This is a genomic window from Serratia sp. PL17 (genome assembly GCF_017832355.1).
Classification (GTDB): Bacteria; Pseudomonadota; Gammaproteobacteria; order Enterobacterales; family Enterobacteriaceae; genus Serratia.
In genome coordinates, this window is record NZ_JAFIBY010000003.1 from 91,220 (window position 1) to 114,166 (window position 22,947).

Consider the following 22,947-nt stretch of genomic DNA (forward strand, 5'->3'; position numbering starts at 1 on the left):
GATGGAATTTATAGTAATTTCGCGAGTGTATGTGAGAGCCATCGGCAGGCGAAGGTACTTAAACAACTATAGATATTCTTTTTATGTCTATAGCTGAGATTTTGATTATTAAGCAGGCGACGCGCTGCTAACAGCACGCAATCAACGCCGCCTGGTTTGAAAGCGGTATCCACGTTATCTTTCGCCGGGCACGGCGCCTGGCCCGGTTTCCATCGTCTTCAGGATCAGATTTGGTAGTCGATCACCGTATCCAGCTGTGACGAAAATACCTTGTCTTTGATTTCCGTCAGCGACAGCGTCGGGTTGCATAGCTGGATAAACCGCCATGCATAGTTACGTTGTAACTGACTGCGTTTCAAACCTAACCAAACGGTGTTGGGTTCAAACAGGTGTTCCGCGTTAAGGCTGACCAGCCCGTGGTCGCGCTCCTTCTCGTACGACATGTCTGCCAACACGCCAACCCCTAGCCCCAATTCGACATAGGTTTTGATCACGTCGGAATCCTGTGCACTTAGAGCGATATCCGGCGTCAACCCGGCGGCTTTAAACGCGCTGTCCAGCCGTGAGCGGCCGGTAATGCCCTGTCGATAAGTAATCAGCGGCAAGGTGCTGAGCATTTCTAGCGTCACCTGCGGTTGGCGAGTCAGTTCATGCCCTTCCGGCACCAGAATGGTGTGATGCCAGCGGTAATAGGGAAACGCCGCCAGGGATTCATCACTCATCAACCGCTCGCTGGCAATACCTATATCGGCTTCACCGGAAGCCAACATACCGACGATTTCCTCAGGACTGCCCTGATTCAGTACCACGCGCACCCGCGGATACAACGCCCGGAACTCTTTAATCACCCCCGGTAAGCTGTAGCGCGCCTGGGTATGGGTGGTCGCAATGTGTAGCTGCCCAGTGTCGTTGCTGCTGAATACGTCCGCCAAGCGGCGGATATTATTGGCGTCATTCAGGATGCGTTCAGCCACGACCAGCAGCTCTTTACCCGGCTCTGTCATGCCTAATAAACGCTTGCCGCGACGAATAAATATCTCAATGCCCAGTTCTTCTTCCAGCTCCCGAATATGACGGCTCACCCCAGATTGGGAGGTAAATAACGTGTTGGCCACCTCGGTCAGGTTATAGTTGCAGCGCGCCGATTCCCGAATGATTTTTAATTGTTGAAAGTTCATCCACTCCCCCTGTCGAGCAATATTGTTAATCACAGTGATACGGAATCTGACCTGGGGGGACAAATAAGAAATAACCTTTAGTTATGCATTTTCATGCTAAGTGGATTTTTCACCGCGGTGAATTCATTGTTTCTTCGGCTAAAATAAAACAATCCTTTCAAAATTAAACAGATATATATCCACAGTTAAATTGTGGATTATGTATTCATACAGAATAAAGTTATTAACTATAGGTATTAGATATATATGGCCTAAATCATTCAACTGACATCGCAGTGGTACGACTCAGGTAAGACCGACGGATGAACCGCCAAATATGAAGGGGATAAACGAAAAGAGGTTCAGCATGCTGAACCTCTCGAAAATGCAGGGTGTTGATCACGCCGTCGCTTCGCCGCCGATAGGGCCTGAGGTATTTTGTTGCAGCCACTGTTGTACATAGCTAACCAAGTCACCAATGCAGTCGTCCTTCATGCCGTGGTTTTTCAGCTCGTTATCCAGTGCGAACAGGTACTGGGCATTGGTGCCTAATGGCCCGCTGGCGCTGGCGATCAACGGGGCGATCACCTGATGGCTGGTGTCTTCTTCAAACAGTGGATGCTGTGAGTTCATGACAAACACCAACGCGGTGACGACTTCACCATCGGCCAACCGAAGATCGCACCAGGTCGGCAAATAGCAGTTGGTCACCATTTCGCGTTTCCACAGCAGCTCCAACTCTTCGCGCAGTTTGCTTTCGGGCAGTCGGAACGCCAAGCCTGTGGTATTGCCGCCCTCTTTCAATGCCAGCATACGCCCAGGTTGATGCAGCGTACCGCGCCCGGCGGTTAGCCGCAGGCAGAAAGCGCGATGCCAGCCATGCAGCGTAGCCGGTCGCACCTCTTCAGATTCAAACACCGGATTCCACATCAATGAACCGTAGCCGAAGACCCACACGGGGCTATTATCTGGCCGACGGGATAACGTACAATCCAGCGAGGCCGCACGCTGCTCTGATGTCAGTAACAGCGACTCCTCAATGGTGCCGAATGCTGTTTTGCAATCCGCATTTTGCAGAAAATCTCGCGTTAACACCTTAACAACCTCCCGGGAATAGGATTGCTCATACTCCCTAGCCACTGTTCAATCTTAATTATTGAGTGCGGAATTTTATTAATTAATTACCTTTCGCACGTTAATAATGACCTTATTCTTTTCTCGGTGAGCAATCAAGTTTCAAACGATGTTTAAGGTGAAAAAGTATTTGTACTCGTGAGCAATAATATCGAAAGTTAAAATACTAAATCTAAGCATGTCGAGATTTCGCTTTTTTGCATTCGTTACCCCCGGAGATCCGAGAGCGACCCAATCACCGATTTGTGTGGCTAGCGCTGCGCCAATCAGCAAACAATTCTCATTATCAAATGGCATGATATACTCACCGCCAAACGAACATAAGGAGAACCCCGTGACTACCGAAGCCCCACGCTCACGCGCGCCCTACCTGATTGCAGTCAGTGCCATTCGCGATATTACCCCACACCTGCGCCGTATCACCTTTACTGCGCCCGACCTGGGTTATTACCCGGCTAACGCTGCCGCCGCACACATTAAGGTTTTTCTGCCGCTTGAAGGCCAGACGCAGCCTGACTTGCCAACGCTAACCGAAAATGGCCCACGCTGGGCGGCAGATGCAGTACGCCCGATCGTCCGCACCTATTCCATCCGTGCGGTACGCCCAGAACAGGCAGAAATCGATATCGAGTTTGCGATACACGATCACAGCGGCCCGGCCGTTAATTTTGCCCGTGAGGCTAAAGCCGGCGATAAAATTGGTATCAGCAATCCCGGCGGCCCTAAACCGATGTTGCCAGAGGCTGATTTCTACTGTCTGGCTGGCGATCCGTCTTCATTACCTGCGCTGGCAGCATTGTTGGAAAATTTACCGGCAGCCAGCGAAGGCCATGCCTTTATCCGTGTCGATAGCGCAGCCGACGTGATCGACCTGAAAAAACCTGCGGGATTTGAACTGAGTTGGATTATTGGTGGCACTGAGAAAACCGCAGAATTGGTTACGCAGTTTTGCGCCTTACCCTTGCCACAAGCCGACACCCAATACTGGCTGGCGGGTGAAGACCGGCTGGTGGTCGAACTGCGCCGCTACCTGCGCCGTGAGCGCCAATGTGATCGTAATCAGCTTTATGCCGTACCTTACTGGCGTGAGGGTCTAAATGAAGAGGGTTATCATAATAAACGGCATGAAATTATGGATAATATTGACGCCTGACGATATTTTTTCCCTTTATTAACCATACAATAGATGCAGAGACTGCAATTTATGTGCCGTTAATGAGTAAAACTCAGCTCACTGCGTAAAAGTAAGTAAAGAAAACCGCATCCGATGCGGTTTTTTTGTTAATCTAGTCACAGATCCCCAAAATAATCCTGCTGCATCGCGGCTGCACGCGTTGACCCGCAAGGTGAGGCCACGGATGAGCCGAATCGCAACGCAGCTAAAAAAATGCGGTTTGAAGGATAAGAGGGACAACGCAAGCCTAGGCTTTTTTACGTTAACAACATCACATCATTCCCCGGCGCGAGCCACTGGGTGTATCCTATTATTATTAAATGTAAATATACCCACTGCATTTCAAGCTGCGACTTGCAAGGCGACGGGTAAATATTCTGGATGCGCAGAGCTGTCCTTAATGGCAGTCAGCGATGACGGGACCACGCTGTTTGAGAAGGAGTACCATCGAAATGAAGTCGCAAAACGATCCTGGCCGATCCAAATCCCGCCACACTGAATACTCACTGCTTTTCCCGATTGCCGCACTGGTGGTACTGAATCTGTGGGGCACTACCAGCAATTTCCCGCTGATCGTCGGCATTAACATTGTTGCTCTGATCGGTATTCTCAGCAGCGCCTTCAGCGTCGTCCGCCATGCCGACGTGCTGGCTCACCGTTTGGGTGAACCCTATGGCTCGCTGATCCTCAGCCTGTCCGTGGTCATCCTGGAAGTGAGCCTGATTTCCGCGTTGATGGCGACCGGCGATGCCGCGCCGGCGCTGATGCGCGATACGCTCTATTCCATCATTATGATTGTCAGTGCCGGGCTGGTGGGTTTTGCCCTGCTGCTTGGCGGCCGCAAATTTGCAACCCAATACGTTAACCTGGGCGGCATTAAGCAGTATTTGATGGCCATCTTCCCGCTGGCAGTGATTGTATTGGTGTTCCCAAGTGCCCTGCCGGGTGGCAACTTCAGTACCGGTCAGGCGCTGCTGGTCGCGGTCATTTCCGCGGCTATGTACGGTGTGTTTCTGGTTATCCAAACCAAAACTCACCAGAGCCTGTTTGTCTACGAGCACGAAGATGACGATGGCGATCCGCACCACGGTAAGCCTTCCTCGCACAGTAGCGCCTGGCATGCCGGTTGGTTAGTGGTGCATTTGATTGCGGTAATCGCGGTGACCAAGTTCAACGCCAATCCGCTGGAAGGTTTGCTGACCAAGGTAAATGCACCGGCGCAGTTTACCGGCTTCCTGGTCGCACTGTTGATCCTGTCACCTGAAGGTTTGGGCGCACTGCGCGCGGTCTTGAACAACCAGGTGCAACGCGCCATGAACCTGTTCTTCGGCTCCGTGCTGGCCACCATTTCCCTGACGGTGCCCGCGGTGACCATCATCGCCACGCTGACCGGACAAACGCTGATCTTCGGCCTGCAGACCCCGCATATCGTCGTGATGCTGACGGTGTTGCTATTGTGCCAGCTGTCGTTCTCGACCGGCAGAACCAACGTACTGAACGGCACTGCGCACCTGGCGCTGTTCGCCGCTTATATGATGACTATCTTTGCCTGAATAACCGATGGGCGCACGTGCTGCGCCCATCGTCTTTACACTAGATTGCGAAAAACACGCCCGCCGCGATACCGCCAAACAAAATCCATTTAATGATGTAATAGCCAGTACGGTTCCACGCTTTTAACCGTTTCCCCACTTTGCGCACCGCATAGATGTACTTGAACAGCTTATTGACGCCGCCGGTGCGATCGCCCTCTTCATTTGGCGCGGTAGCCGCACTCATCAGGTTGCGGCCCAACCAATGGTTGATAGCTTGCGCCCAGCGAAAACGCATTGGCCGCTCGATATCGCAAAACAGAATCAGCCGGTTCTGCCCACTCTGGTTTTCGGCAAAATGCAGATAGGTTTCATCAAACATCACGCCCTCGCCGTCACGCCAACTGTAGCGCTCACCGTCCACTTCAATAAAGCAGCGGTCATCATTCGGCGTAATCAACCCCAGGTGATAACGCAACGAACCGGCGTAAGGATCGCGATGCCGCGGCAAACGGCTACCGTCCGGCAGTTCGGCAAACATTGCTGCCTTGACCGAAGGTAGGCTGCGCAGCAGCGCGGTCGTTTGCGGGCACAGGCTCATCGCCGATGGATGGCTGTCTTCATACCACTTGAGATAAAAACGCTTCCAGCCGGTTTTGAAGAATGAATTGAAACCGGCATCGTTAAATTGATCCGAGGCTTTAATCTGCTGGATCGCCATTAACTGCTGCCCTTCATCACGAATGGTTTGCCAATTATCCCGCAGCACCTGTAGCTCTGGGAATTGCTCCGGCTTCAAATAAGGCGTGGTCGGCACCCGTGAAAACAGATACATAAAAACATTCATCGGTGCGGTAAAGGTGGAATGATCCGAAAGCTGCCGCCAGAAGTTATAACGCACCCGGCCACGGTAATGCACATACACAACGCATAAAATAAATAGAAGTAAAATAATGTATTTCATGATTGAACCGCATTGAAGATCCCAACACCCTGTACGCCAATCCAGCGTACACCCCAGTTATTTCCTTTTGGCGGATGAACCGCGTCGCCCTTCCGGAACACCACTAATCATTAACGCTAATTAAACGAAAATCTATACAAAAAACCACAATAATTTACACAAAAGCTAAACGAGCGGGCTATTGCTGCCTATCCCGATATCACCGATATCGTATACCGCTATCTGCAAAATCCTGGGCGCTGATGGGTTGTTCGCTATACCTATACTGGATATCAACCGTTGAGCGAACATTGCAATAACAAGTAAAAGGAGAATTTGGTTGTTCTTGTTTAGAGAGCAGTAGGCCGTACAAGGTCACCGCGGCATGCTGAATTACACTGGATCCTCCGGCAACGGCCAATGGACTGAGTCACCTGATCACTTTTCCAGGCTGGCGAAAAGCCAGAGCGGCGCGGAACCCGATGCCTATCACTTTGAGCTATCTTTCGTTGAGCTTCCCATCCGCACCCGACAGCGTGTTCCATCTGCTGGAGCCGGACATTAATCAAGAGCTGTATGGAATGCCGGAATATCTGTCGGCGCTCAATTCAGCCTGGCTGCACGAGTCCGCCACGCTGTTCCGGCGTAAGTATTACCAGAACGGCGCGCACGCAGGCTACATCATGTACGTGACCGACGCCGCGCAGAACAATACCGATGTTGAAGCGCTTCGCGATGCGATGAGCGACTCGAAAGGCATGGGGAATTTTAAAAACCTGTTCTTCTACGCGCCGAACGGAAAGCCCGACGGCATCAAGATTGTGTCGCTCAGCGAGGTGGCGACGAAAGATGATTTCTTTAACATCAAAAAGGTTAGCGCAGCCGACCTGCTGGATGCCCACCGCATCCCCTATCAACTGATGGGCGGTAAACCGGAGAACGTCGGGTCAGTGGGTGACGTGGAGAAGGCCGCGAGGGTATTTGTCCGCAATGAGCTGACGCCGTTACAGCAGCGCATCACCGAGGTGAATGACTGGATCGGCGAGGAGGTCATCCGCTTTAAAAAATACACCCGCGACAACGAAAACGAATGATAGACCGGCCGCCTGATTGGCGGCTTTTTCGTGCCCGCCTGTAAGCGCCCCAGACGCCCACCACGACGAGCACGCACGCCCTCACTCGCGAATCAAAACAAAGAACCCCGACGCCATCACGACGCGCTGACGCCGTCAATTCTGATAATTAAATACGTGCCTGCGCGCAATGCTATCCCCGCCACGCCTGCCCGCTATCGTCTTGGCTACGTCGGCGTCATTCCAGCTAACCCCCCCGCCCTCAATCAAATTCATCACCGCCGTGACATACTTAGGCGTTGCTACCTGCATATCTGGATCAGGTTCTCGCTGAACCTCCCCACAGTTATTGACAGGACTCCGAGGTGCGCCAGAGGCGTTTTTAAAATCAAAGGATTCAAGTCAATGACTTTGCACAGTGCGCCACTGTGCAAAGTCAGATTTTGTAAATGCATCTGTACCAAATACGACGTAAGTTTGACGTCCATCTCATGTCCACATCTGGGTGCTTTTCAAGTGATTGTATTGGTCTACTGAATTCAAGTGCCACCTGTTTTATATAGGGAACATTGATATTCAAGGCAAGAAAAAGGCCGCCGAGGCGGCCTAGCAAAGATACATTAGTCATTTGAAATAAAAGGATTTATTTCTAAGCGTGTCCACACATTGACCACACTTCGAAAAAAAGCCTCGGATTTCCGGGGCTTCTATGCTTCTGTTACATAAACAAACATTGCTGGCCGTAGTGATTTGGATGCATTGTCAGTCTAACGGTGAGACTCAACTTCACTCTCGGTAGCATATAGAGTGACCAATGAATGACTGCAATACTTGTTCTAACACTGATAATGGCTCTGCTTATTGTTCTCACTGAGATGACGCCTTAAGAAAGGTACCTGCCCTTCTAAATCCAAATACTACTTGCAATCACTTTTTCCGTCATATCTTACCGCTACACACAAAATAGCTTCGCTACTCTCTCAAGTTGACATGACACACTGACAATTATTTCTCACCTGTTAATGGTGGTTGAAAAATTTCATTAATTATAGATTCAGCCAATTTTCTCTGTTCTTCTGTTGGCTCAGGATCTAGCTTGGATTCAACTTCATTCAGTTTTTCAACCCAAAACATATACTCCTCATCTGTAAAATCACTTGCTTTCTTTTCTTGATAAGACTCAATGAAATCAATCAGTTTTAAAGTTAAACCTTTAGCTTCTTCAGTCGGTTTGCTTTGATAGTCATCTTCAAAGAAATCTTTTCCATACTGAATATAATATTCTGCTTGTTTTAAATACCGACCAAGATAATACAATGCAGATCTAGCATCGGAGGTATTAACCCCTTTAATTATATCATTAAAGTTTTTCATTTCATCCAATCCTTATTATATCAAATGCTGACTGTGGCAATCCGGAAAGTATATATTCGTGTGATAATGGATTAGCCATGTCCTTAACGTTTACCTTTTGGTAAAAAGGTACTGCCTCCAAGCGAGAAATAACGCACAATAAAGGTCTAAACTGTTGATCTTTAGCTAGCTTAGTGATGGTTACTATTTCCTCATATGCTTCCTTGGTAATTTTTCCAAGTTCAAGCATCGCTGAAGCCCCCTTCCTAATCCCTAACCGATTGTAATTTATCTTTGTATTATGTAGATCTGAGCCATCTACCTCCTTTTTAAGTAAATTGTAAATTTCTAGCGGGGAGGAGCTTGGTGGGACAGTAAAATGTGGTGACTCAAAGTCAGAACCAAAATAAGGTGTACACCACATATAGTGCTGATCAGAGTAATATTTTTTATTTATATTGAATGCAAGGGTTGTCATTGCAGAATATAAAATTGGATTTTTAATGTCCTTCATGACACTCGAGGCTCCTTTGATAAATTGATTTCATAAAAACTCTTTTTTAAAAGATAAATCACAAATTCAACATATTAATTAAGTCAACTTTACATACTCCATACAACAGTATCTAAAAGTCATTTTTATTTAAAGTAATCATTTAGAAAAATAAATATAATAGTATCTTTACCGTGATCATATTAATAATATCATGATGACTATAATAGCATGTGCATTTTTACGCATCATGTCAATTAAATATTTACGTAAATTAGTATATTTTCCTTTGATTTTAACTTCTAACAAAAAAACCAAGAGTTTATTATTTATTGAGTGGACAATGGTTGCGAGATGGTATTAATAAAAACACAATAATTTTAAATGAACTTATTTATTCGGACTCTCCTACGCATAACTACACTTCGCAGAAGCCCCGTAAATCAGGGACTTCTGCGTTTTAACTACATCAACATGCTTTGCTGGCCGTAATGGGTCGGGTGAGGTAACACCGGCACCACATGGCCGGGTTTCATAATTGTGCGTTCTACGGTTTCCATGGTGACAAATGTATGACTGCAATTGATATTCTGACACTGGTGGTAACGCTCCTTTGTATTCTCGCTGAGATAACGGCTTGAATGGGCATGAGCAGCAGTTCCGCTGATATTGCAATGAAACATAATTTATCACCTCGACACGTCAACATTGATAAGGTAATTTTAGTCTTTTTACTTTAATATCAATTAATTATTAATCATTCAATCCTGTTTATTTTCCTCTTCGTACTCCACATCCAAAAGCTTAACCTCAAGCTCTAGCGCCGTCGTGTAGCCGCCATCACTGAGCGAATGGGTCACCTTCGTGATTGTCCACGCCTGCTCGTCTATGACGCGCTTAAACCCTTTCACCGCAACCGGCGTTTCCGGGTATAAATTCGCACGCCCCATAGCAAGGCTGATAGAAAACTCGGCAACACCGCGTTGCAACTTATCCCATTTCGCCAGTGCGGCACGCATCGCTTGCGCCTTGCTGGCGTAAACCGTGGTGATGGCAAACACATTATCGGCCTCGCCGGTCATGTACTCCCCCTCTCGCTCTTCTTTCGGCTTGGCTGCAGCTTTCTTGGAGGCAACCGGTTTAGCCTTCGGGTGTTGCAACGCTCGTAGGTGCTGCGGCTTCGGTTTGCGCTTGAGCTTCACCTGCTGTTTCTGCGGCTTCGGGTCTTTGGTGTGCAGCCATTTAGCTGTAACGCCGGTATAGGCCGCCCGGTCTGCAATAGCAAACTGATGCCGGTCACCGTCACGCCGCTCAATGGTCATCTGCGGGATAGGCTTTCCGCTGGCGGTCACACCATTCCCGGCCCTGATAAATAACAACCTCCCGGCTTTAATCGACACCTCCGCACCATTGCGGATGGCGAGACGTGTCAGGAATTTGGCGTCAGACTCCTGCGACTGGTCAATATGCGGGACTTTAATCTCGGCCAGCCCTTTCGCTACGCTGGCCGACAGCTTATTACGCTCGGCAATTTTGCCAATCACCGCACCGAGTGACATGTCGTGATAAGACTCCTCCCGGCGGGCATTGAGCGAGCCACGAAAATCAGCGGAACGGGCGCGAATGGTCAGTGTATCTGGCGCGCCCCGATGCTCTATCTCGTCAACGGTAAAATTGCCCTTGTTGAACACCTGCTCACCGACAGTGGGCGCCCACCATGTGCGCGCGCCACCGGCACGACAGGTCAGCCACTGCAACCAGTCCGACGTATTACCGCCCAGTTGAACGCGACAACGCGCCCAGGCAGTGTCAACGTCTACGATGACGCCAATACGGATGAGATTGCGCACAGCGCGCGAGAGTTCTGAAATTGATTCGAGTGTATTCATGAGGGAAAGGATGCCGCTGAAGGGATCCAGCGGCAATCAGATAGCGTAAGCTCAGCAACCAAACAACTGAGGTTGCTGAATTTTATCAGCCTTGTTTTTTCAACTTCCTATGCTCTGATAAAAGATCACCTAGCCCCCTACTAGGCCCATGGATACTCATATCCATAATTTCTTTATCAGTAAACCGGTAATTATTTAAAGGATCAATATACTTATCATCCCATCGTACAAACCCATAAATAACATATAGGGAGGATTCAGCTATGGGGCTACGAACACCTGAACTATGCATTATTAAATGCTCAGGATCTTCAGCATAATATTCACTAGGGAAATCCCTTATTATTTCCATGAACTTCACTCGCCAATACTGTCGATCTTCAATATACATGTCTTTATGCGATGACATTATTATTCTCTTACTAAAGCGCTCTGATGTTTTTAAAAACCTCGCACATGTCAGCCACAGAAACCTATCATTTTTTGGTATTTTTTCTTCTCCCTTTGGCTCCAATGTTTCGAATGCTTTTTTTAAATGTTCCTTTGCCTCCTTATAATAATCCTCTGAAATGTGACGTCTAATATTATAAATAAGCGTTAATAAAGTCACGCTAACCGTAAGTAATATAAGAAATCGAGTATATCCCTCACCCTCAGTACTATTTAAAAAAACAATAAAGAAAACAACACTCATCCCAACAAGAGCTAGGATCACCACGTAAAATAAGATATTTATTAGACTAAACGGCTTCACTCTCTCCAGTGCTCTATTGGCTACAGAGCGTAGAAATCCATATGTTTTATTCGGTTTTTTTTTCATTTCAATCAACACTTTTTAGATAGTGACCAAACATTACACCTAGATTATCTTCTTACCAATGTAAAAAACGATAAAATCTTCTACAACTTGTCTATCAGCTTCACTGAAGCCCAATAACGGCCGCGCGTCATATTGCACGTCCCGGCTATGGCGGTTCGGGCGGTCACGTAAACCCTCCTGATGCACGCGGGCGATACGTTGCACGCGCCCGGTAAATTCGACCAGCGCCTCATCAGCCGTGCCTTTGGCTTTCATGTAGCGATGGGTGCGCAGCTTAGCGAACATCTCGCGCTTAACCCGCCCTTTTTTGCTGCGGATCGGCTGGCGTTTACGGTCAATATACGGCGCGCCGTCCGGTGCCTGCTGGCGCTTAATCCGCCCCTGCTGACTGGCGCGCAGCCGCTTCGCTATCTCGGCGGCCATCTGGCGGCGGCTGGACGCGGACAAGCCTGCAATCAGCCCCGCCAACTTGTCATCAAAGGGCTTTAACTCATTCATCCCATTCACTCACAAGCTCACCATTGGCATAAAGATGCGTCGGACTTTCCATCGGAATCGGCAAGGGCGGCTCCGGCGCGTGCGTGACGTGCAGCTCGCGGTCACCTTCTTTCACTATGGTGCGCTCGGTCAGTTGCAGGCTGATACTGAGGTCATAGCTGTCGTCTTTGTTGATATCGGCGATGTAGGTAAAGCCCTTTTTTCTGCCCTCGTCCGTGGTCATGATATCGGGCTGACTTTCCCGCAACCATGCTCCAATCGGCACCAGCAGCAAATCAATATCATCCGGGTAGTCGGTGACCACCACGTTGAGCGTGTAGCGATTTTCAAAGGACAGGGAGGCGGCCAGCGTTGCGCCGATGACACCGCTGTCAATAAAAATGCGCAGCATATCCGGGTTAGCCTTGAGTTTCGGCACCGCGTCATAAAGCGCTTTGCGCAAACTTTTCGGTTTTAACATCTTGTTCCTCCTGACATTTTTTCACGGTCTCCACCTGTAGCGCACAGCTCGCCAGCGCACGCTCAAGATTGAAAATATCGGTACTTAAATCACCGTTGGTTTTCGGGCTACTGCCGGGTAGCGGGCAACTGCTAACCTTCGGACAACCAGCGTAAATAATCGTCGGGGGTGGCAAAGTCGGGACGGGTGTGCAGCCCGATAACATCATCAGGCAAAGCAGACTGATAACAGCGGCGCAGAGTTTCATTTTCATTAAGCAGCCTCGTAATGGTGTTATTTCGGCGGTTCGCCAACTGGTCAGCGGTGGCGATATCACAGCAGGATTTCAGCCGGTTTGTGCTGGATTATCTGGTGTTCGGCAACGCCTTCTTAGAAAAGCGCCAGAGCGTCAGCGGCAAGCTGTTGAAGCTGGAGACCTCCCCGGCCAAATATACCCGGCGCGGCGTTGAACCCGGTGTTTATTGGTTTGTGCAATCGTTCGTTGAGCCGCACCCGTCCGCACCCGACAGCGTGTTCCACCTGCTGGAGCCGGATATCAATCAAGAGCTGTACGGAATGCCGGAATACCTGTCGGCACTCAATTCGGCATGGCTGAACGAGTCCGCCACACTATTCCGCCGCAAGTATTACCAAAACGGCGCGCACGCGGGCTACATCATGTACGTGACCGACGCCGCGCAGAATAATACCGATGTGGAGGCGCTGCGCGATGCGATGAGCGACTCTAAAGGCATGGGGAATTTTAAAAACCTGTTCTTCTACGCGCCGAACGGAAAGCCGGACGGCATCAAGATAGTGCCGCTCAGTGAGGTAGCAACGAAGGACGATTTCTTTAACATCAAAAAGGTCAGCGCCGCCGACCTGCTGGATGCCCACCGCATCCCCTATCAACTGATGGGCGGCAAGCCGGAGAACGTCGGGTCAGTGGGTGACGTGGAGAAGGCTGCGAGGGTGTTTGTCCGCAACGAGTTGACACCGCTACAGCAGCGCATCACTGAGGTGAATGACTGGCTCGGCGAGGAGGTCATCCGCTTTAAAAAATACACCCTCGAAAACGACGACTAATGATAAACCGGCCGCCTGATTGGCGGCTTTTTGACACCCATCCGCAAACGCCCTCTGACGCCCACCACGACGAGCAAACGCACACCCACCCGCGAAACAAACCAAAGAACCCCAACACCATCACGGCGCGCTGACGCCGTCAATTCTGATAATTAAATACGTGCCTGCGCGCAATGCTATCCCCGCCACGCCTGCCCGCTTCATGAGTCGGTTTTAATGCAGTTGTCTGAAACGATGAAAGCCGCACCAGTACTGGCACGGCTTTCAATATCTTTATGCGAAAATGAAATGCGCAATGATGCACCTGCATGCAGATAAAATTACTTAACCTTCCCGTCAATTACACCGCGCGCAAACATAATAAAACGCAGCATAACTTTGTTGTTCATCCATGTTTTATCCGCCAGATGCTCCACCCAATCGAGCACCTCCGCGTGAGTTCGACATGAATGCATTGGAACTTTATATTCACCTGCAACGTTAAAAACGATATCTCCGTCAGCAATTTTTACTTGTTCTGCTAACAGCTTGTCTTCCTCGATAATTTCATCGGTCAAATTTTCATCAACATTTACAATGGGCATCTTTTTTCCTTATAAATAAAATAAATAACATCGTCCGCAAGGTCTGGGCCACCAAAGGACGCAGAAGTTTATAACGTACTACTCTTCAATTATTTTTTCGACATCACCGGTCTTAATATCCACACGCGCGCTCACAGCCTGAGTAACAACGCCGCCATAGGCATTTGTCCCTTTGAATGTGGTTTTAACCACTGCGTGAGGGTCTTTCCCAAGGACAAGATGCGACACTGTTTCGACATGCTTATACGATGAATCATCATTCATACTTTTCTTAATCAGCTTTTCAAGCGGGCGATACGAGCCATCCCAACAGCTGAAATTCTTCTGGAACGCGTCAAGGTTGGTGTATTCAGCCATCGATTTAGGGTCTTTTTGATAACCGGCATCACACCATCCAAGAACTTCGCCGAGCGGCAATTCCTCTGACTTAGTAATGCTGTACTCACTTAAGCAGGCGTAGAATCCATCGCCATCGCTCGCCGGTATCCCCTTAAACTTAACGTAATCGCTGACGATTTGGTGACGGTCTGCCTGCGGTTTCCGGCGGTACTCAACAAGTTTTAAATCCGCGTGTTCAAACACCGCCGGGGCTTTCGGAGCTTCAACTTTGGGCTCACTCTCAACTACTGAGTTTTTTTGTTCTGTCGGATATAAAACCGCCCCCAACATTGATGCGCAAATAAAAATGATGCCATAAATAACACTAGACCCCATCCTGCTTGGCATGCGCACCCATTGAGGCTTTATCAAACCTATGAAAAACGCCAGTGCAGAGGCAATTGATACAAAGACAATTAATCCCTCCAAAATAATCCCTCTAATAAACTAATTATCATGCATTTAATGTGTGTAATCGCCATGAGCATAATAACAAAATATTCATTGGCTGATGACAATTATTGGCAGAAACCCAGTCAATCATCCTGCGGAAAATATGAGAATATTTGCCCGTCATAATTCACCGGCGCGCCACGTACCAGCGCTCGCAGCTCCCACAGCTCCAGAGTGATACCATGATGTGCCAGCTCTAACCGTATTTGCGGAATCCTTGCCCGTTCCCCGGGCTCAAGCGTGCCGACGGTGCATCATTTCGGGATTTTTTACGATTCCGGGCTATTTCTTGGTGGTTACCCTTACGTGATTGCAGCCTTAATGCGTCCCTCATCGTCTTGGCAACGTCGGCGTCATTCCAGATAACATTTCCGGTCTCGATTAAGCACAGAACCTCGGCGAAGTACTCAGATGTCGTACCCGCACTATCCGTGACTAACTCTCGCTGAACCACTCCACCAGACCACTTTGGATGGTTCGGATTGATATGGTTACACACGAGGTATCACCTATTGTCTGAACGAAAAGCTAACCGTACTGCAGTCACCTTCTTTAACATATACATTCACTCACCCTAGACATTCTATGGAAATGTGTTGTAATTCTTATGATTCACGGAAATTGCACTTTTTGTTAAAGACTACTTACACACTAAAACAGGAACGTTGGAAATGGGTGGAGAGACCTCTGCAATACAGCATGTTGCAAATAAAATAACACAAGACATTTTTAAAGTGTTCAAGTGGCAACGGGCTGTAAGCCAAGATATGAACTGGGATTGCGAATTACAAGCGCATGATAAGAAAACTCATCCAAGTGATGTTGTGTTTTATTATACTGACCCGTATGAAGAAGAGATTGTTTATCTCAATACCGATCTCAAAAGCTATGCTCAGGGTAGCATTGGTAAAGGGATTGTAGAGGGCGCGATCTCTTCTTTAGCCCTTGCAACAGAATGCGCTAACATCAGCCCTCAGTGGCGCATGCGATATATAAATGATGAATCATTAGGTTATAATGTTCGAGGTTTGTTATTCCTCTACAATCATGACAACCTTTATGATAAAGATTTCTACAATAATGTAATGAAAAAAATAACACCTGAGGCAATAAAGTGCCCTCCAAATGTTAAATTGCATATTTTAGACCCATACAAAATATCAGACATCATAAATATATCATCTGATATAAAAGTGTTAATTGGCTCTGGCGAACTACCTCAACCAGATAAGTTTCATTATTATTACCCTGACTTATCCTTAACAAGGATTAAACATCAAGTCACTGAAAAAACGGCCGCAACAATAGAGTTACTTTCATCTCCTTATGTGATATTGAAGCATGACTCATTTAGTTGGATGGGTGATGAAAAAGATAGTGGATATGTCATCTACTATAATCAGCCCGGAAATAGCGTGGATGAGTTTGTATACTTTTTTGACATGTTATCTAACTATCAAATTCTAACTGACGCCAAGAAAATCAGTGTAAGACATTGTCATATTAATCCACATCAAGATGCTATCCATCACTTTGAAAAAGCCAAGTCAAGATATAGCTCTCATTGGTTACTTGGTGAAAATGAGCGATTATTCTCAAAAGTAACCTTGGATAAAGTTACAACAGTTGTAATTCAATACAGCCTTGAGGCAATTGGGATGGAGCAGCGTTAATGAAGAATATGAATATCTATTTTGCAACAGATAAAAACATTTATGATGCTCTACATCATAAACGAATCACAACTGCAATATTGCGAGAAACCCTTCTAAGAAAAGGGATTATTGTTTCACCAGACTTTTCAAGAGAAAGGTTGATTGATGAGGTCTGTAAGCTTCCTCACGGTTTTAATGATTTGGAAACATTAAAAGAGTTTGTACAAACCTATGACAAGAGGGAAAGTACAACAAATCTAAAACTTAACACATCGTCATCTCAGAATGAACTGAAAGCCGCAGCAGAAGAAGTTAAAAAAAAGCTGGCCACAGGTAATGGCGAAACTATTTCTATAACAGCAAAAAAAGATGGATCTTTATCGATCGATGTCAACTATCAAGATATCGACTTATCAAGAACTGCATTGCGACAAATAGACAATCGAAATGTTAAAATAGATATGAAGGTAACTGATGGTAATATCGATATCAGAATGCCGCAGAACCAAAAGGCTAAAGATGTTGTAACACTATTTCAGAATGAATTATCAAAGATAAAATCAGAAGAAGTTGAAAAGTTTGAAATATCTTTAGAAGCCATCCCCACTCCTGTGCTGAGGAGTCAATTCTTTCAAGATCTAATGAATGGCCTCGATGGCTATGAAATCGATGATGTAACCAATGTAGAATTAAACAGACATAGTTCAAAAGGGGATGGGGAGGATGACGAAGAAGAGGAAATTGAGACAGGCTTTGTTAAAAAGGCCGTATTAAAGGGTGAGGCTGTTAATAGTTCCGCTATCTTCGCCCAACTACACAGCAAAGGTTATTACATTGGGCGCATTGCATGGTCGGCAAAGCCGAAAAGCACCATAGGCAATAGAATTCTTGTAGAAGCATTTTTTAAAAACGCCGATAACTGCTCAGATTTCTCATACCAAATTAAAGGGATAAATAATCAGCGCACAAATGGTTTCAATATTACAATGCGTGCTGCAACTGACATTGAGAAGAAAGACATAAGTGAATTAATTGAATCATCCGCAGAGAACGCCTATAATATCGTAACTGGTAAAAAGGTGAATGAGCATGAGAAAGGTTAAATGGATTATACTTAACAGTCGTTTCTCATTAAATGAAACGATTGAAAAACTTATGTCTGACCCCTTTACAGAGGAAAAGGGAAAGGGTTTTATTTTCGATAAATCTAGAGACTCCCATTTTCATGGTCGTTTTGTTGAGAAAGTTATCAGCGAGGATAAAGTCAGCACTCTCTATGGAGATATTACAACTATAGAAAGAGTTGAGTATAGAACAACCTCCTTTACTGTTGATAAACGTTTTTCCCCAGTTGCTTTAATCGATAACCCCCCCCGCACTCTAAAACCATTTGCTCAAGCTCTCGTTAAAAACTTAGGGTTAGGTTTTAGCCTAGAGCAAATAGAAGTGGATCCTTTCGTTTGGTATACAAAACTTGCTGAGAGTCTCACTTTAAAGATTATTCAACTTGACGTTTCTCAAATACAAGTTGCTGAATTTGCATTGGCAAAAATGCAAATTACCAGTACAAACGATTTAAAAAAGTATTTCATAGATGAGTTATCAAGTAAAACCTTACGATTAGACCGCTTGACATGTTCTATTCACTCACAAGAACACATTGGAAAGCTTAAGTTATTTCGTAATGGAATGGTGCAAATAGATGCACGTTCCGAGAAGGGACTTTCCGAATTACTTTTTGATAGTCTAATCAAATCAAAATAATCACTATAAGGCTATCAAAAAGATAGCCTTATTTATACCCATTTTTAAGCTTCCGTTTAAACCCAACCCACTCGGTCAATACCGGATATAAGAATTGCTTACTGTCAAAACTAACGGCTGCCCCTCGCGTTAGGGCTTTCAACTCCCAACTCTCGGCTGTAATGCCCTGTTGTATCAGCTCAAGCCGTATTTGCGGAATCCTTGCCCGTTCCGCCGGGGTCAGGCGCGCCGATGGCACATCATTTCGGGATTTTTTCCGATTCCGGGCAATTTCTTGGTGATTCGCCTTCGGTGACTGCCCCCTTATCGCGTCTCTTAGCGTCTTGGCAACGTCAGCGTCATCCCAGCTAACATCCCCGCCCTCAATCAAATTCATCACCGCCGTGACATACTCAGGCGTTGCTACCTGCATATCTGGATCAGGTTCTCGCTGAACCTCCCCACAGTTATTGACAGGACTCCGAGGTGCGCCAGAGGCGTTTTTAAAATCAAAGGATTCAAGTCAATGACTTTGCACAGTGCGCCACTGTGCAAAGTCAGATTTTGTAAATGCATCTGTACCAAATACGACGTAAGTTTGAAGTCCATATCATGTCCACATCTAGACGCTTTTCAAGTGGCTATATTGGTCTATCGAACTCAAGCGTCACATGTTTTATATAGACAGCACTGATATTGAAGGCAAGAAAAAGGCCGCCGAGGCGGCCTTTGGTGAGCAGGCAGGTGTTAACTGTAGGCGTTGAGCGTGCGCTGGCACAGGGCGGAGCGGACGCAGTCTTGTTTATCAAAGCGGATGATACCGATCATGTCATCCTCTTCGAAGCGCTCCATCGCGTCGCTGAGGCCGGACTTCACGCCGCGCGGCAAGTCGCATTGGGTTATGTCACCATTTACGATTACCGTTACATTTTCGCCCAAGCGGGTCAGGAACATCTTCATCTGGCTGGCAGTGACGTTCTGGGCTTCATCCAGGATAACCACCGCATTTTCGAAGGTGCGCCCGCGCATGTAGGCGAAAGGCGCGATCTCTACCTTGCCGATTTCCGGACGCAGGCAGTATTGCATAAAGGACGATCCTAAGCGGCGCACCAGAATGTCATACACCGGGCGGAAATAAGGGGCGAACTTCTCAGAAATATCCCCGGGTAAGAAACCGAGGTCTTCATCCGCCTGCAGAACCGGACGAGTAACAATTATCCGATCCACTTCTTTATGTATAAGGGCTTCTGCCGCTTTCGCGGCGCTGATAAATGTTTTGCCGCAGCCGGCTTCACCGGTGGCAAAAATCAACTGCTTCTTATCTATGGCTATTAAGTAATGACCCTGAGCTTCGGTTCGTGCCAAGATGGGAGAGCTGTCGCGCTTGTCTCGCGCCATGCCGATAGACTCAACACCACCCATTTGTACCAGCGAGGTTACGGACTCTTCTTCAAGCTGGCGATGACTACGAGCGTCACGACGAATAACGCGTTTCGCTTCACGACGTGCTTTGATCACTGCTTTTTGTCTCATAGTGGCACCTTACAGTTTGTTTCACCTACCGCAACGGCCTGGCCGTGCGATTATGTTTCACATACAGATGCGATTTTGGCTCCCTTTTGAGCCAGCGATAGCCAATAGAAAACGTGAATACCCGGCAGGCATTTCGGCATGTCGATTTTTCACGGGACAACGCGGTTGTGACATTAAACGTAGAGTAGAAAGTGACAAGAGTTTGTGTTGACGGGAATGCGTTTTGGTCAGGAAAAGAGTGTCGGAGAGAGAGCCCTCGTTACAACGAGTCATCAGGAAAGGTTTGTTATTTTCTCTTTCTAGCCCAACCAAGGACTTTACCATTAGCGATCCCCGCAGTGATATTTACAGCTTCGAGCTGTGCACCGTGTGAAAACTACCGCCAGATGATTACAGTATAATGACATTCATCTCTCGCGCGTTGCTAAAATGTAAAAAAGATTAATATTTTTTGTTTTCAGCCGCTGCAAGAACACTATATCACGCCGAATACGTCATTCAATAAAATTTTTTAATGATTAAATATCAATATTTTATGATTAAAATCGGCAAATGACATTTCGGTTTCCTGATTAAATTTTAAACAAACAAAAAACTGCCGTTCTTACCCCATTTATAAATAAAAAAGGCGGGAAAGCTCCCGCCCTGGTGTTCTTTGATTACGTCAGTACCGTCTCGTCACGCCTACTCAAAGGTATAAGAAACGCTCACTCCGCCGCCCCAGTTTCTCCCCGGAGCCGGTTCGTAGTAACGTCCATTGCCTTCATTGACGATCACCGAACCTACGTATTGTCGATCGAACAGATTGTCCACCCGACCGAAAACATTCAGCATCCAGTTTCCCATCGGATAACGGTAGCCGGTATTCAAGCCCACGGTTGTATAGGCCGGAGCCTGTTCAGTGTTGGCATCGTTCACCTCGATGTCACTCATATAGCGAATCTCCGCACCGGCATACCAGCCTTCCGGTGGGGACCAGGCCAGCGAAGCATAGCCCATGTTGCGTGCGATGCCCGGCATACGGTTGCCACTGGGCACGTTGTTCGCCGCCGAGCACTGGCTGTCCCCGCAGACATCATCGCGGTAGCGTGCATCCAGCAACGTCCAGGCCAACTGCACCCGCCAGTCGTAAGCGAACTGCTGATCCAGTGCCAGCTCCAGCCCGCGTCTGCGGGTTTGCCCGGCATTTTTGTAACTGGTGCGCCCGTTGCTGCTTTCATCTACCACAATTTCATTGCGTGTGTCGGTCTGGAAAACGGCTGCGGTCAACAAGCCATTGCCAATACGGGTTTTACTGCCCAACTCCACCGTGTCACTGGTCGCAGGCTGTAAACCAAAGTTAAGCCCAGCCTGATCGCCGGAGCGGTACGACAGCTCATTAATGGTCGGTGTTTCAAAGCCGCGACCGGCTGACAGATACAGGTTCCAACCGCTCATCACGGCATAGTTGAGGGAGCCGGCCGGCAGCCACTGGTGATAGCTTGCGCTGCCACTGTCATCGCCGTTACTGCCGGTGATGTAGTGATCGTTGGAGTCGAAATTGACGGTGCTGTAACGCATCCCCACATCCAGCGTCAGTTGTTGGGACAACTGCCACGACGTTTGCAGGTATGGGTCCACATTCCACATCAGGTTGCGCTCGTTCCGACGCAACGCACCCTCAGTGCCCAGTTCCGTAACGCCATTAACCCGAGTAAAGTTTTCATACCCTTTGCGCTGTTCGGTCATGGTTTCATAATCCAGCCCACCGGTCAGGGTATAAGGCACGCCCAGTTCGCCACGGTGCGTCCAGCGAGTATCAATCCCCTGATAGTGACGCGTCAGGTCAATCACCCCGCCAGGATGCTGCGCGCTGCGTTGTTGCACCGCAACCGGTATCGATTGATATTGCGTGGTTTCACGCTCGCCGGCGTACATCATGATGCTCAAGTCATCATTGACGCCCATTTGGCGCTCGTAATGCAAACCGGCCTGGGTTTGCGACGTGCTTTTACGCGTATTGTACTGATCGGCGCGTGGCGCCTGCCGGGGATTATCATGCCATTCGGCTGACGTCAGGCCACCGGGATCATTGGCATTGATATCGACACTGTTGAACAGCAGCGTAAGCGTGCTGACATCATCGATACGCACGCCCAGCTTGGCATTACCGAGATTTTTCTGCGCACCGCTGTGATCGCGGAACCCCTGAGTGGTGAAACGCGTGCCTGAAATGGTGTAGTTAACATCACCCGCGTGGGTTCCGTCACCGGTTGCCCCGGTCGCCTTGACGCCATAGCGCCAGGTGCCGTAACTGCCAAAGTATGAACTGGTCTCAAGGCGGGTGGGCTGTTGGCCGGTTTCGGTTTCCACGTTCACCATACCGCCAGACGCGTTGCCGTAAAGTGCGGAAAATGGCCCGCGCAACACTTCCACCTTTTCGACCGAATTCAGATCTATGTTCGACGTTTGCCCTTGCCCATCAGGCATGGTGGCAGGAATGCCGTCAACATAAATACGCACCCCGCGCACGCCATACATTGAGCGTGCGCCAAAACCGCGCACCGATAACTGCAAATCTTGCGCATAGTTCTGGCGATTTTGGATTTGCAGACCAGGCACGCTACCCAGGCTTTCCGACAGGTTGATCTGCGGCCGTGCTTCACGGATTTGATCGCCAGTGACCACGCTAACGGCCGCCGGGGTTGAGAGTTCAGAAAGACCGCTGCGCTTGGCAGTGACCACCATGGTCTGTTCGCTATCCTTGTCCTGCGCAAAGCTGGCAGAAACAGGCAGTAGAGCCGGAATAACCAGCGCTGAAACTGCCAACCGGTTTTTATGAGTGCTTTTCATCAGGAGAATGCCGTTAAAGGGACAGAATGATATGAACCATTTGGAACGTTATGGCCAACATGTTAATGCTTTTAACAAAAAATGAAAATAGTTAGCCTAATTAAAGCCCGGTCCATCAATAGCGCAAGGCCACTGTTGATTTTAATTAACCGAGGTTCATCGTGAAGAGCTGAAATAA

22 protein-coding genes and 1 pseudogene are annotated in these 22,947 nt (G+C 47.8%); 7 read left to right on the forward strand and 16 right to left on the reverse strand.

Annotated elements, in window-relative coordinates; all coding sequences use genetic code 11:
• Positions 1–224: 224 nt before the first annotated feature.
• Entirely contained in the window at positions 225–1,178 is a 954-nt protein-coding gene (gene cbl / locus JOE25_RS11960; RefSeq protein ID WP_209635451.1) for an HTH-type transcriptional regulator Cbl, read from the reverse strand.
• A 378-nt stretch (positions 1,179–1,556) separates the two neighbouring features.
• Positions 1,557–2,252: a gamma-glutamylcyclotransferase gene (locus tag JOE25_RS11965; RefSeq protein WP_209635453.1), complete on the reverse strand. Its 696-nt coding sequence runs from the start codon at positions 2,250–2,252 to the stop codon at positions 1,557–1,559.
• Between the two features lie 373 nt (positions 2,253–2,625).
• On the opposite strand from JOE25_RS11965, the gene JOE25_RS11970 reads away from it, so the two are divergent.
• Together JOE25_RS11970 and chaA are read left to right on the forward strand one after the other, a co-directional pair.
• Positions 2,626–3,444 carry a siderophore-interacting protein gene (locus tag JOE25_RS11970; RefSeq protein WP_209635456.1) on the forward strand — a complete coding sequence of 273 codons (819 nt, stop codon included), beginning with the start codon at positions 2,626–2,628 and terminating at the stop codon, positions 3,442–3,444.
• A gap of 473 nt (positions 3,445–3,917) precedes the next feature.
• Positions 3,918–5,018, forward strand: coding sequence for a sodium-potassium/proton antiporter ChaA (gene chaA, locus JOE25_RS11975; protein WP_209635458.1), 1,101 nt, complete (start codon positions 3,918–3,920; stop codon positions 5,016–5,018).
• 40 nt (positions 5,019–5,058) lie between these two features.
• Here the strand turns inward: chaA and lpxO are convergent, their stop codons facing one another.
• The gene (gene lpxO / locus JOE25_RS11980) at positions 5,059–5,961 is read right to left on the reverse strand and encodes a lipid A hydroxylase LpxO (protein ID WP_209635468.1); all 903 of its coding nucleotides are present in this window, start codon (positions 5,959–5,961) and stop codon (positions 5,059–5,061) included.
• 503 nt (positions 5,962–6,464) lie between these two features.
• On the opposite strand from lpxO, the pseudogene JOE25_RS11985 reads away from it, so the two are divergent.
• A pseudogene (locus JOE25_RS11985) lies at positions 6,465–7,034 on the forward strand (phage portal protein); the annotation flags it as partial.
• Between the two features lie 984 nt (positions 7,035–8,018).
• On the opposite strand, the gene JOE25_RS11990 reads toward JOE25_RS11985, so the two are convergent.
• From JOE25_RS11990 to lysC, 8 genes are all read right to left on the reverse strand, one after another.
• Positions 8,019–8,387 carry a hypothetical protein gene (locus tag JOE25_RS11990; RefSeq protein WP_209635470.1) on the reverse strand — a complete coding sequence of 123 codons (369 nt, stop codon included), beginning with the start codon at positions 8,385–8,387 and terminating at the stop codon, positions 8,019–8,021.
• Position 8,388: 1 nt separating this feature from the next.
• Positions 8,389–8,880: a hypothetical protein gene (locus JOE25_RS11995; RefSeq protein ID WP_209635472.1), complete on the reverse strand. Its 492-nt coding sequence runs from the start codon at positions 8,878–8,880 to the stop codon at positions 8,389–8,391.
• 443 nt (positions 8,881–9,323) lie between these two features.
• On the reverse strand, positions 9,324–9,542 hold the full coding sequence (locus JOE25_RS12000; protein ID WP_209635474.1) for an ogr/Delta-like zinc finger family protein: 219 nt from the start codon (positions 9,540–9,542) through the stop codon (positions 9,324–9,326).
• Positions 9,543–9,620: 78 nt separating this feature from the next.
• Complete coding sequence (locus tag JOE25_RS12005; RefSeq protein ID WP_245209859.1) at positions 9,621–10,748, reverse strand: phage baseplate assembly protein V; 1,128 nt, start codon at positions 10,746–10,748, stop codon at positions 9,621–9,623.
• A gap of 85 nt (positions 10,749–10,833) precedes the next feature.
• A complete protein-coding gene (locus tag JOE25_RS12010) occupies positions 10,834–11,568 on the reverse strand; it encodes a hypothetical protein (protein ID WP_209635476.1) in 735 nt (244 codons plus the stop codon).
• A 39-nt stretch (positions 11,569–11,607) separates the two neighbouring features.
• Complete coding sequence (locus tag JOE25_RS12015; protein ID WP_209635478.1) at positions 11,608–12,066, reverse strand: phage virion morphogenesis protein; 459 nt, start codon at positions 12,064–12,066, stop codon at positions 11,608–11,610.
• A complete protein-coding gene (locus JOE25_RS12020) occupies positions 12,059–12,526 on the reverse strand; it encodes a phage tail protein (protein WP_209635480.1) in 468 nt (155 codons plus the stop codon). The genes JOE25_RS12015 and JOE25_RS12020 overlap by 8 nt, the downstream gene beginning before the upstream one ends.
• The gene (lysC, locus tag JOE25_RS12025; RefSeq protein WP_245209860.1) at positions 12,489–12,779 is read right to left on the reverse strand and encodes an Rz1-like lysis system protein LysC; all 291 of its coding nucleotides are present in this window, start codon (positions 12,777–12,779) and stop codon (positions 12,489–12,491) included. The genes JOE25_RS12020 and lysC overlap by 38 nt, the downstream gene beginning before the upstream one ends.
• 14 nt (positions 12,780–12,793) lie before the next feature.
• On the opposite strand from lysC, the gene JOE25_RS12030 reads away from it, so the two are divergent.
• Complete coding sequence (locus tag JOE25_RS12030; protein ID WP_245209861.1) at positions 12,794–13,591, forward strand: phage portal protein; 798 nt, start codon at positions 12,794–12,796, stop codon at positions 13,589–13,591.
• A 320-nt stretch (positions 13,592–13,911) separates the two neighbouring features.
• Here the strand turns inward: JOE25_RS12030 and JOE25_RS12035 are convergent, their stop codons facing one another.
• Both JOE25_RS12035 and JOE25_RS12040 read right to left on the reverse strand, forming a co-directional pair.
• The gene (locus JOE25_RS12035) at positions 13,912–14,175 is read right to left on the reverse strand and encodes a hypothetical protein (RefSeq protein WP_209635482.1); all 264 of its coding nucleotides are present in this window, start codon (positions 14,173–14,175) and stop codon (positions 13,912–13,914) included.
• A gap of 78 nt (positions 14,176–14,253) precedes the next feature.
• On the reverse strand, positions 14,254–14,982 hold the full coding sequence (locus JOE25_RS12040; RefSeq protein WP_209635484.1) for a hypothetical protein: 729 nt from the start codon (positions 14,980–14,982) through the stop codon (positions 14,254–14,256).
• A 695-nt stretch (positions 14,983–15,677) separates the two neighbouring features.
• On the opposite strand from JOE25_RS12040, the gene JOE25_RS12045 reads away from it, so the two are divergent.
• The 3 genes from JOE25_RS12045 to JOE25_RS12055 are packed head-to-tail and all read left to right on the forward strand — an operon-like array spanning position 15,678 to position 18,425.
• Positions 15,678–16,679: a hypothetical protein gene (locus tag JOE25_RS12045; RefSeq protein WP_209635486.1), complete on the forward strand. Its 1,002-nt coding sequence runs from the start codon at positions 15,678–15,680 to the stop codon at positions 16,677–16,679.
• Positions 16,679–17,764 carry a hypothetical protein gene (locus tag JOE25_RS12050; protein WP_209635488.1) on the forward strand — a complete coding sequence of 362 codons (1,086 nt, stop codon included), beginning with the start codon at positions 16,679–16,681 and terminating at the stop codon, positions 17,762–17,764. Before JOE25_RS12045 ends, JOE25_RS12050 begins: the two co-directional genes overlap by 1 nt.
• The gene (locus tag JOE25_RS12055) at positions 17,751–18,425 is read left to right on the forward strand and encodes a hypothetical protein (RefSeq protein ID WP_209635490.1); all 675 of its coding nucleotides are present in this window, start codon (positions 17,751–17,753) and stop codon (positions 18,423–18,425) included. Before JOE25_RS12050 ends, JOE25_RS12055 begins: the two co-directional genes overlap by 14 nt.
• A gap of 28 nt (positions 18,426–18,453) precedes the next feature.
• On the opposite strand, the gene JOE25_RS12060 is transcribed toward JOE25_RS12055, so the two are convergent.
• The 3 genes from JOE25_RS12060 to pqqU form a co-directional block, all read right to left on the reverse strand.
• Positions 18,454–18,837, reverse strand: coding sequence for a hypothetical protein (locus tag JOE25_RS12060; RefSeq protein WP_209635492.1), 384 nt, complete (start codon positions 18,835–18,837; stop codon positions 18,454–18,456).
• A gap of 314 nt (positions 18,838–19,151) precedes the next feature.
• Positions 19,152–19,937 carry a phosphate starvation-inducible protein PhoH gene (phoH, locus tag JOE25_RS12065; RefSeq protein ID WP_209635493.1) on the reverse strand — a complete coding sequence of 262 codons (786 nt, stop codon included), beginning with the start codon at positions 19,935–19,937 and terminating at the stop codon, positions 19,152–19,154.
• 684 nt (positions 19,938–20,621) lie between these two features.
• Complete coding sequence (pqqU, locus tag JOE25_RS12070; RefSeq protein ID WP_209635495.1) at positions 20,622–22,769, reverse strand: TonB-dependent receptor PqqU; 2,148 nt, start codon at positions 22,767–22,769, stop codon at positions 20,622–20,624.
• Between the last annotated feature and the right edge of the window lie 178 nt (positions 22,770–22,947).

Excerpts from the sequence above, each read along its gene's own strand:
- lysC (WP_245209860.1), bottom strand. The coding sequence starts at position 12,779 with ATGAAAATGAAACTCTGCGCCGCTGTTATCAGTCTGCTTTGCCTGATG.
- JOE25_RS12030 (WP_245209861.1), top strand. The coding sequence starts at position 12,794 with ATGGTGTTATTTCGGCGGTTCGCCAACTGGTCAGCGGTGGCGATATCA.
- lpxO (WP_209635468.1), bottom strand. The coding sequence starts at position 5,961 with ATGAAATACATTATTTTACTTCTATTTATTTTATGCGTTGTGTATGTG.
- JOE25_RS12005 (WP_245209859.1), bottom strand. The coding sequence starts at position 10,748 with ATGAATACACTCGAATCAATTTCAGAACTCTCGCGCGCTGTGCGCAAT.
- JOE25_RS12000 (WP_209635474.1), bottom strand. The coding sequence starts at position 9,542 with ATGTTTCATTGCAATATCAGCGGAACTGCTGCTCATGCCCATTCAAGC.
- JOE25_RS11995 (WP_209635472.1), bottom strand. The coding sequence starts at position 8,880 with ATGAAGGACATTAAAAATCCAATTTTATATTCTGCAATGACAACCCTT.
- JOE25_RS12020 (WP_209635480.1), bottom strand. The coding sequence starts at position 12,526 with ATGTTAAAACCGAAAAGTTTGCGCAAAGCGCTTTATGACGCGGTGCCG.
- JOE25_RS12060 (WP_209635492.1), bottom strand. The coding sequence starts at position 18,837 with ATGCAGGTAGCAACGCCTGAGTATGTCACGGCGGTGATGAATTTGATT.
- JOE25_RS12015 (WP_209635478.1), bottom strand. The coding sequence starts at position 12,066 with ATGAATGAGTTAAAGCCCTTTGATGACAAGTTGGCGGGGCTGATTGCA.
- cbl (WP_209635451.1), bottom strand. The coding sequence starts at position 1,178 with ATGAACTTTCAACAATTAAAAATCATTCGGGAATCGGCGCGCTGCAAC.
- JOE25_RS12035 (WP_209635482.1), bottom strand. The coding sequence starts at position 14,175 with ATGCCCATTGTAAATGTTGATGAAAATTTGACCGATGAAATTATCGAG.
- JOE25_RS11990 (WP_209635470.1), bottom strand. The coding sequence starts at position 8,387 with ATGAAAAACTTTAATGATATAATTAAAGGGGTTAATACCTCCGATGCT.
- JOE25_RS12010 (WP_209635476.1), bottom strand. The coding sequence starts at position 11,568 with ATGAAAAAAAAACCGAATAAAACATATGGATTTCTACGCTCTGTAGCC.
- JOE25_RS12050 (WP_209635488.1), top strand. The coding sequence starts at position 16,679 with ATGAAGAATATGAATATCTATTTTGCAACAGATAAAAACATTTATGAT.
- phoH (WP_209635493.1), bottom strand. The coding sequence starts at position 19,937 with ATGAGACAAAAAGCAGTGATCAAAGCACGTCGTGAAGCGAAACGCGTT.
- JOE25_RS12055 (WP_209635490.1), top strand. The coding sequence starts at position 17,751 with ATGAGAAAGGTTAAATGGATTATACTTAACAGTCGTTTCTCATTAAAT.
- JOE25_RS12045 (WP_209635486.1), top strand. The coding sequence starts at position 15,678 with ATGGGTGGAGAGACCTCTGCAATACAGCATGTTGCAAATAAAATAACA.
- pqqU (WP_209635495.1), bottom strand. The coding sequence starts at position 22,769 with ATGAAAAGCACTCATAAAAACCGGTTGGCAGTTTCAGCGCTGGTTATT.
- chaA (WP_209635458.1), top strand. The coding sequence starts at position 3,918 with ATGAAGTCGCAAAACGATCCTGGCCGATCCAAATCCCGCCACACTGAA.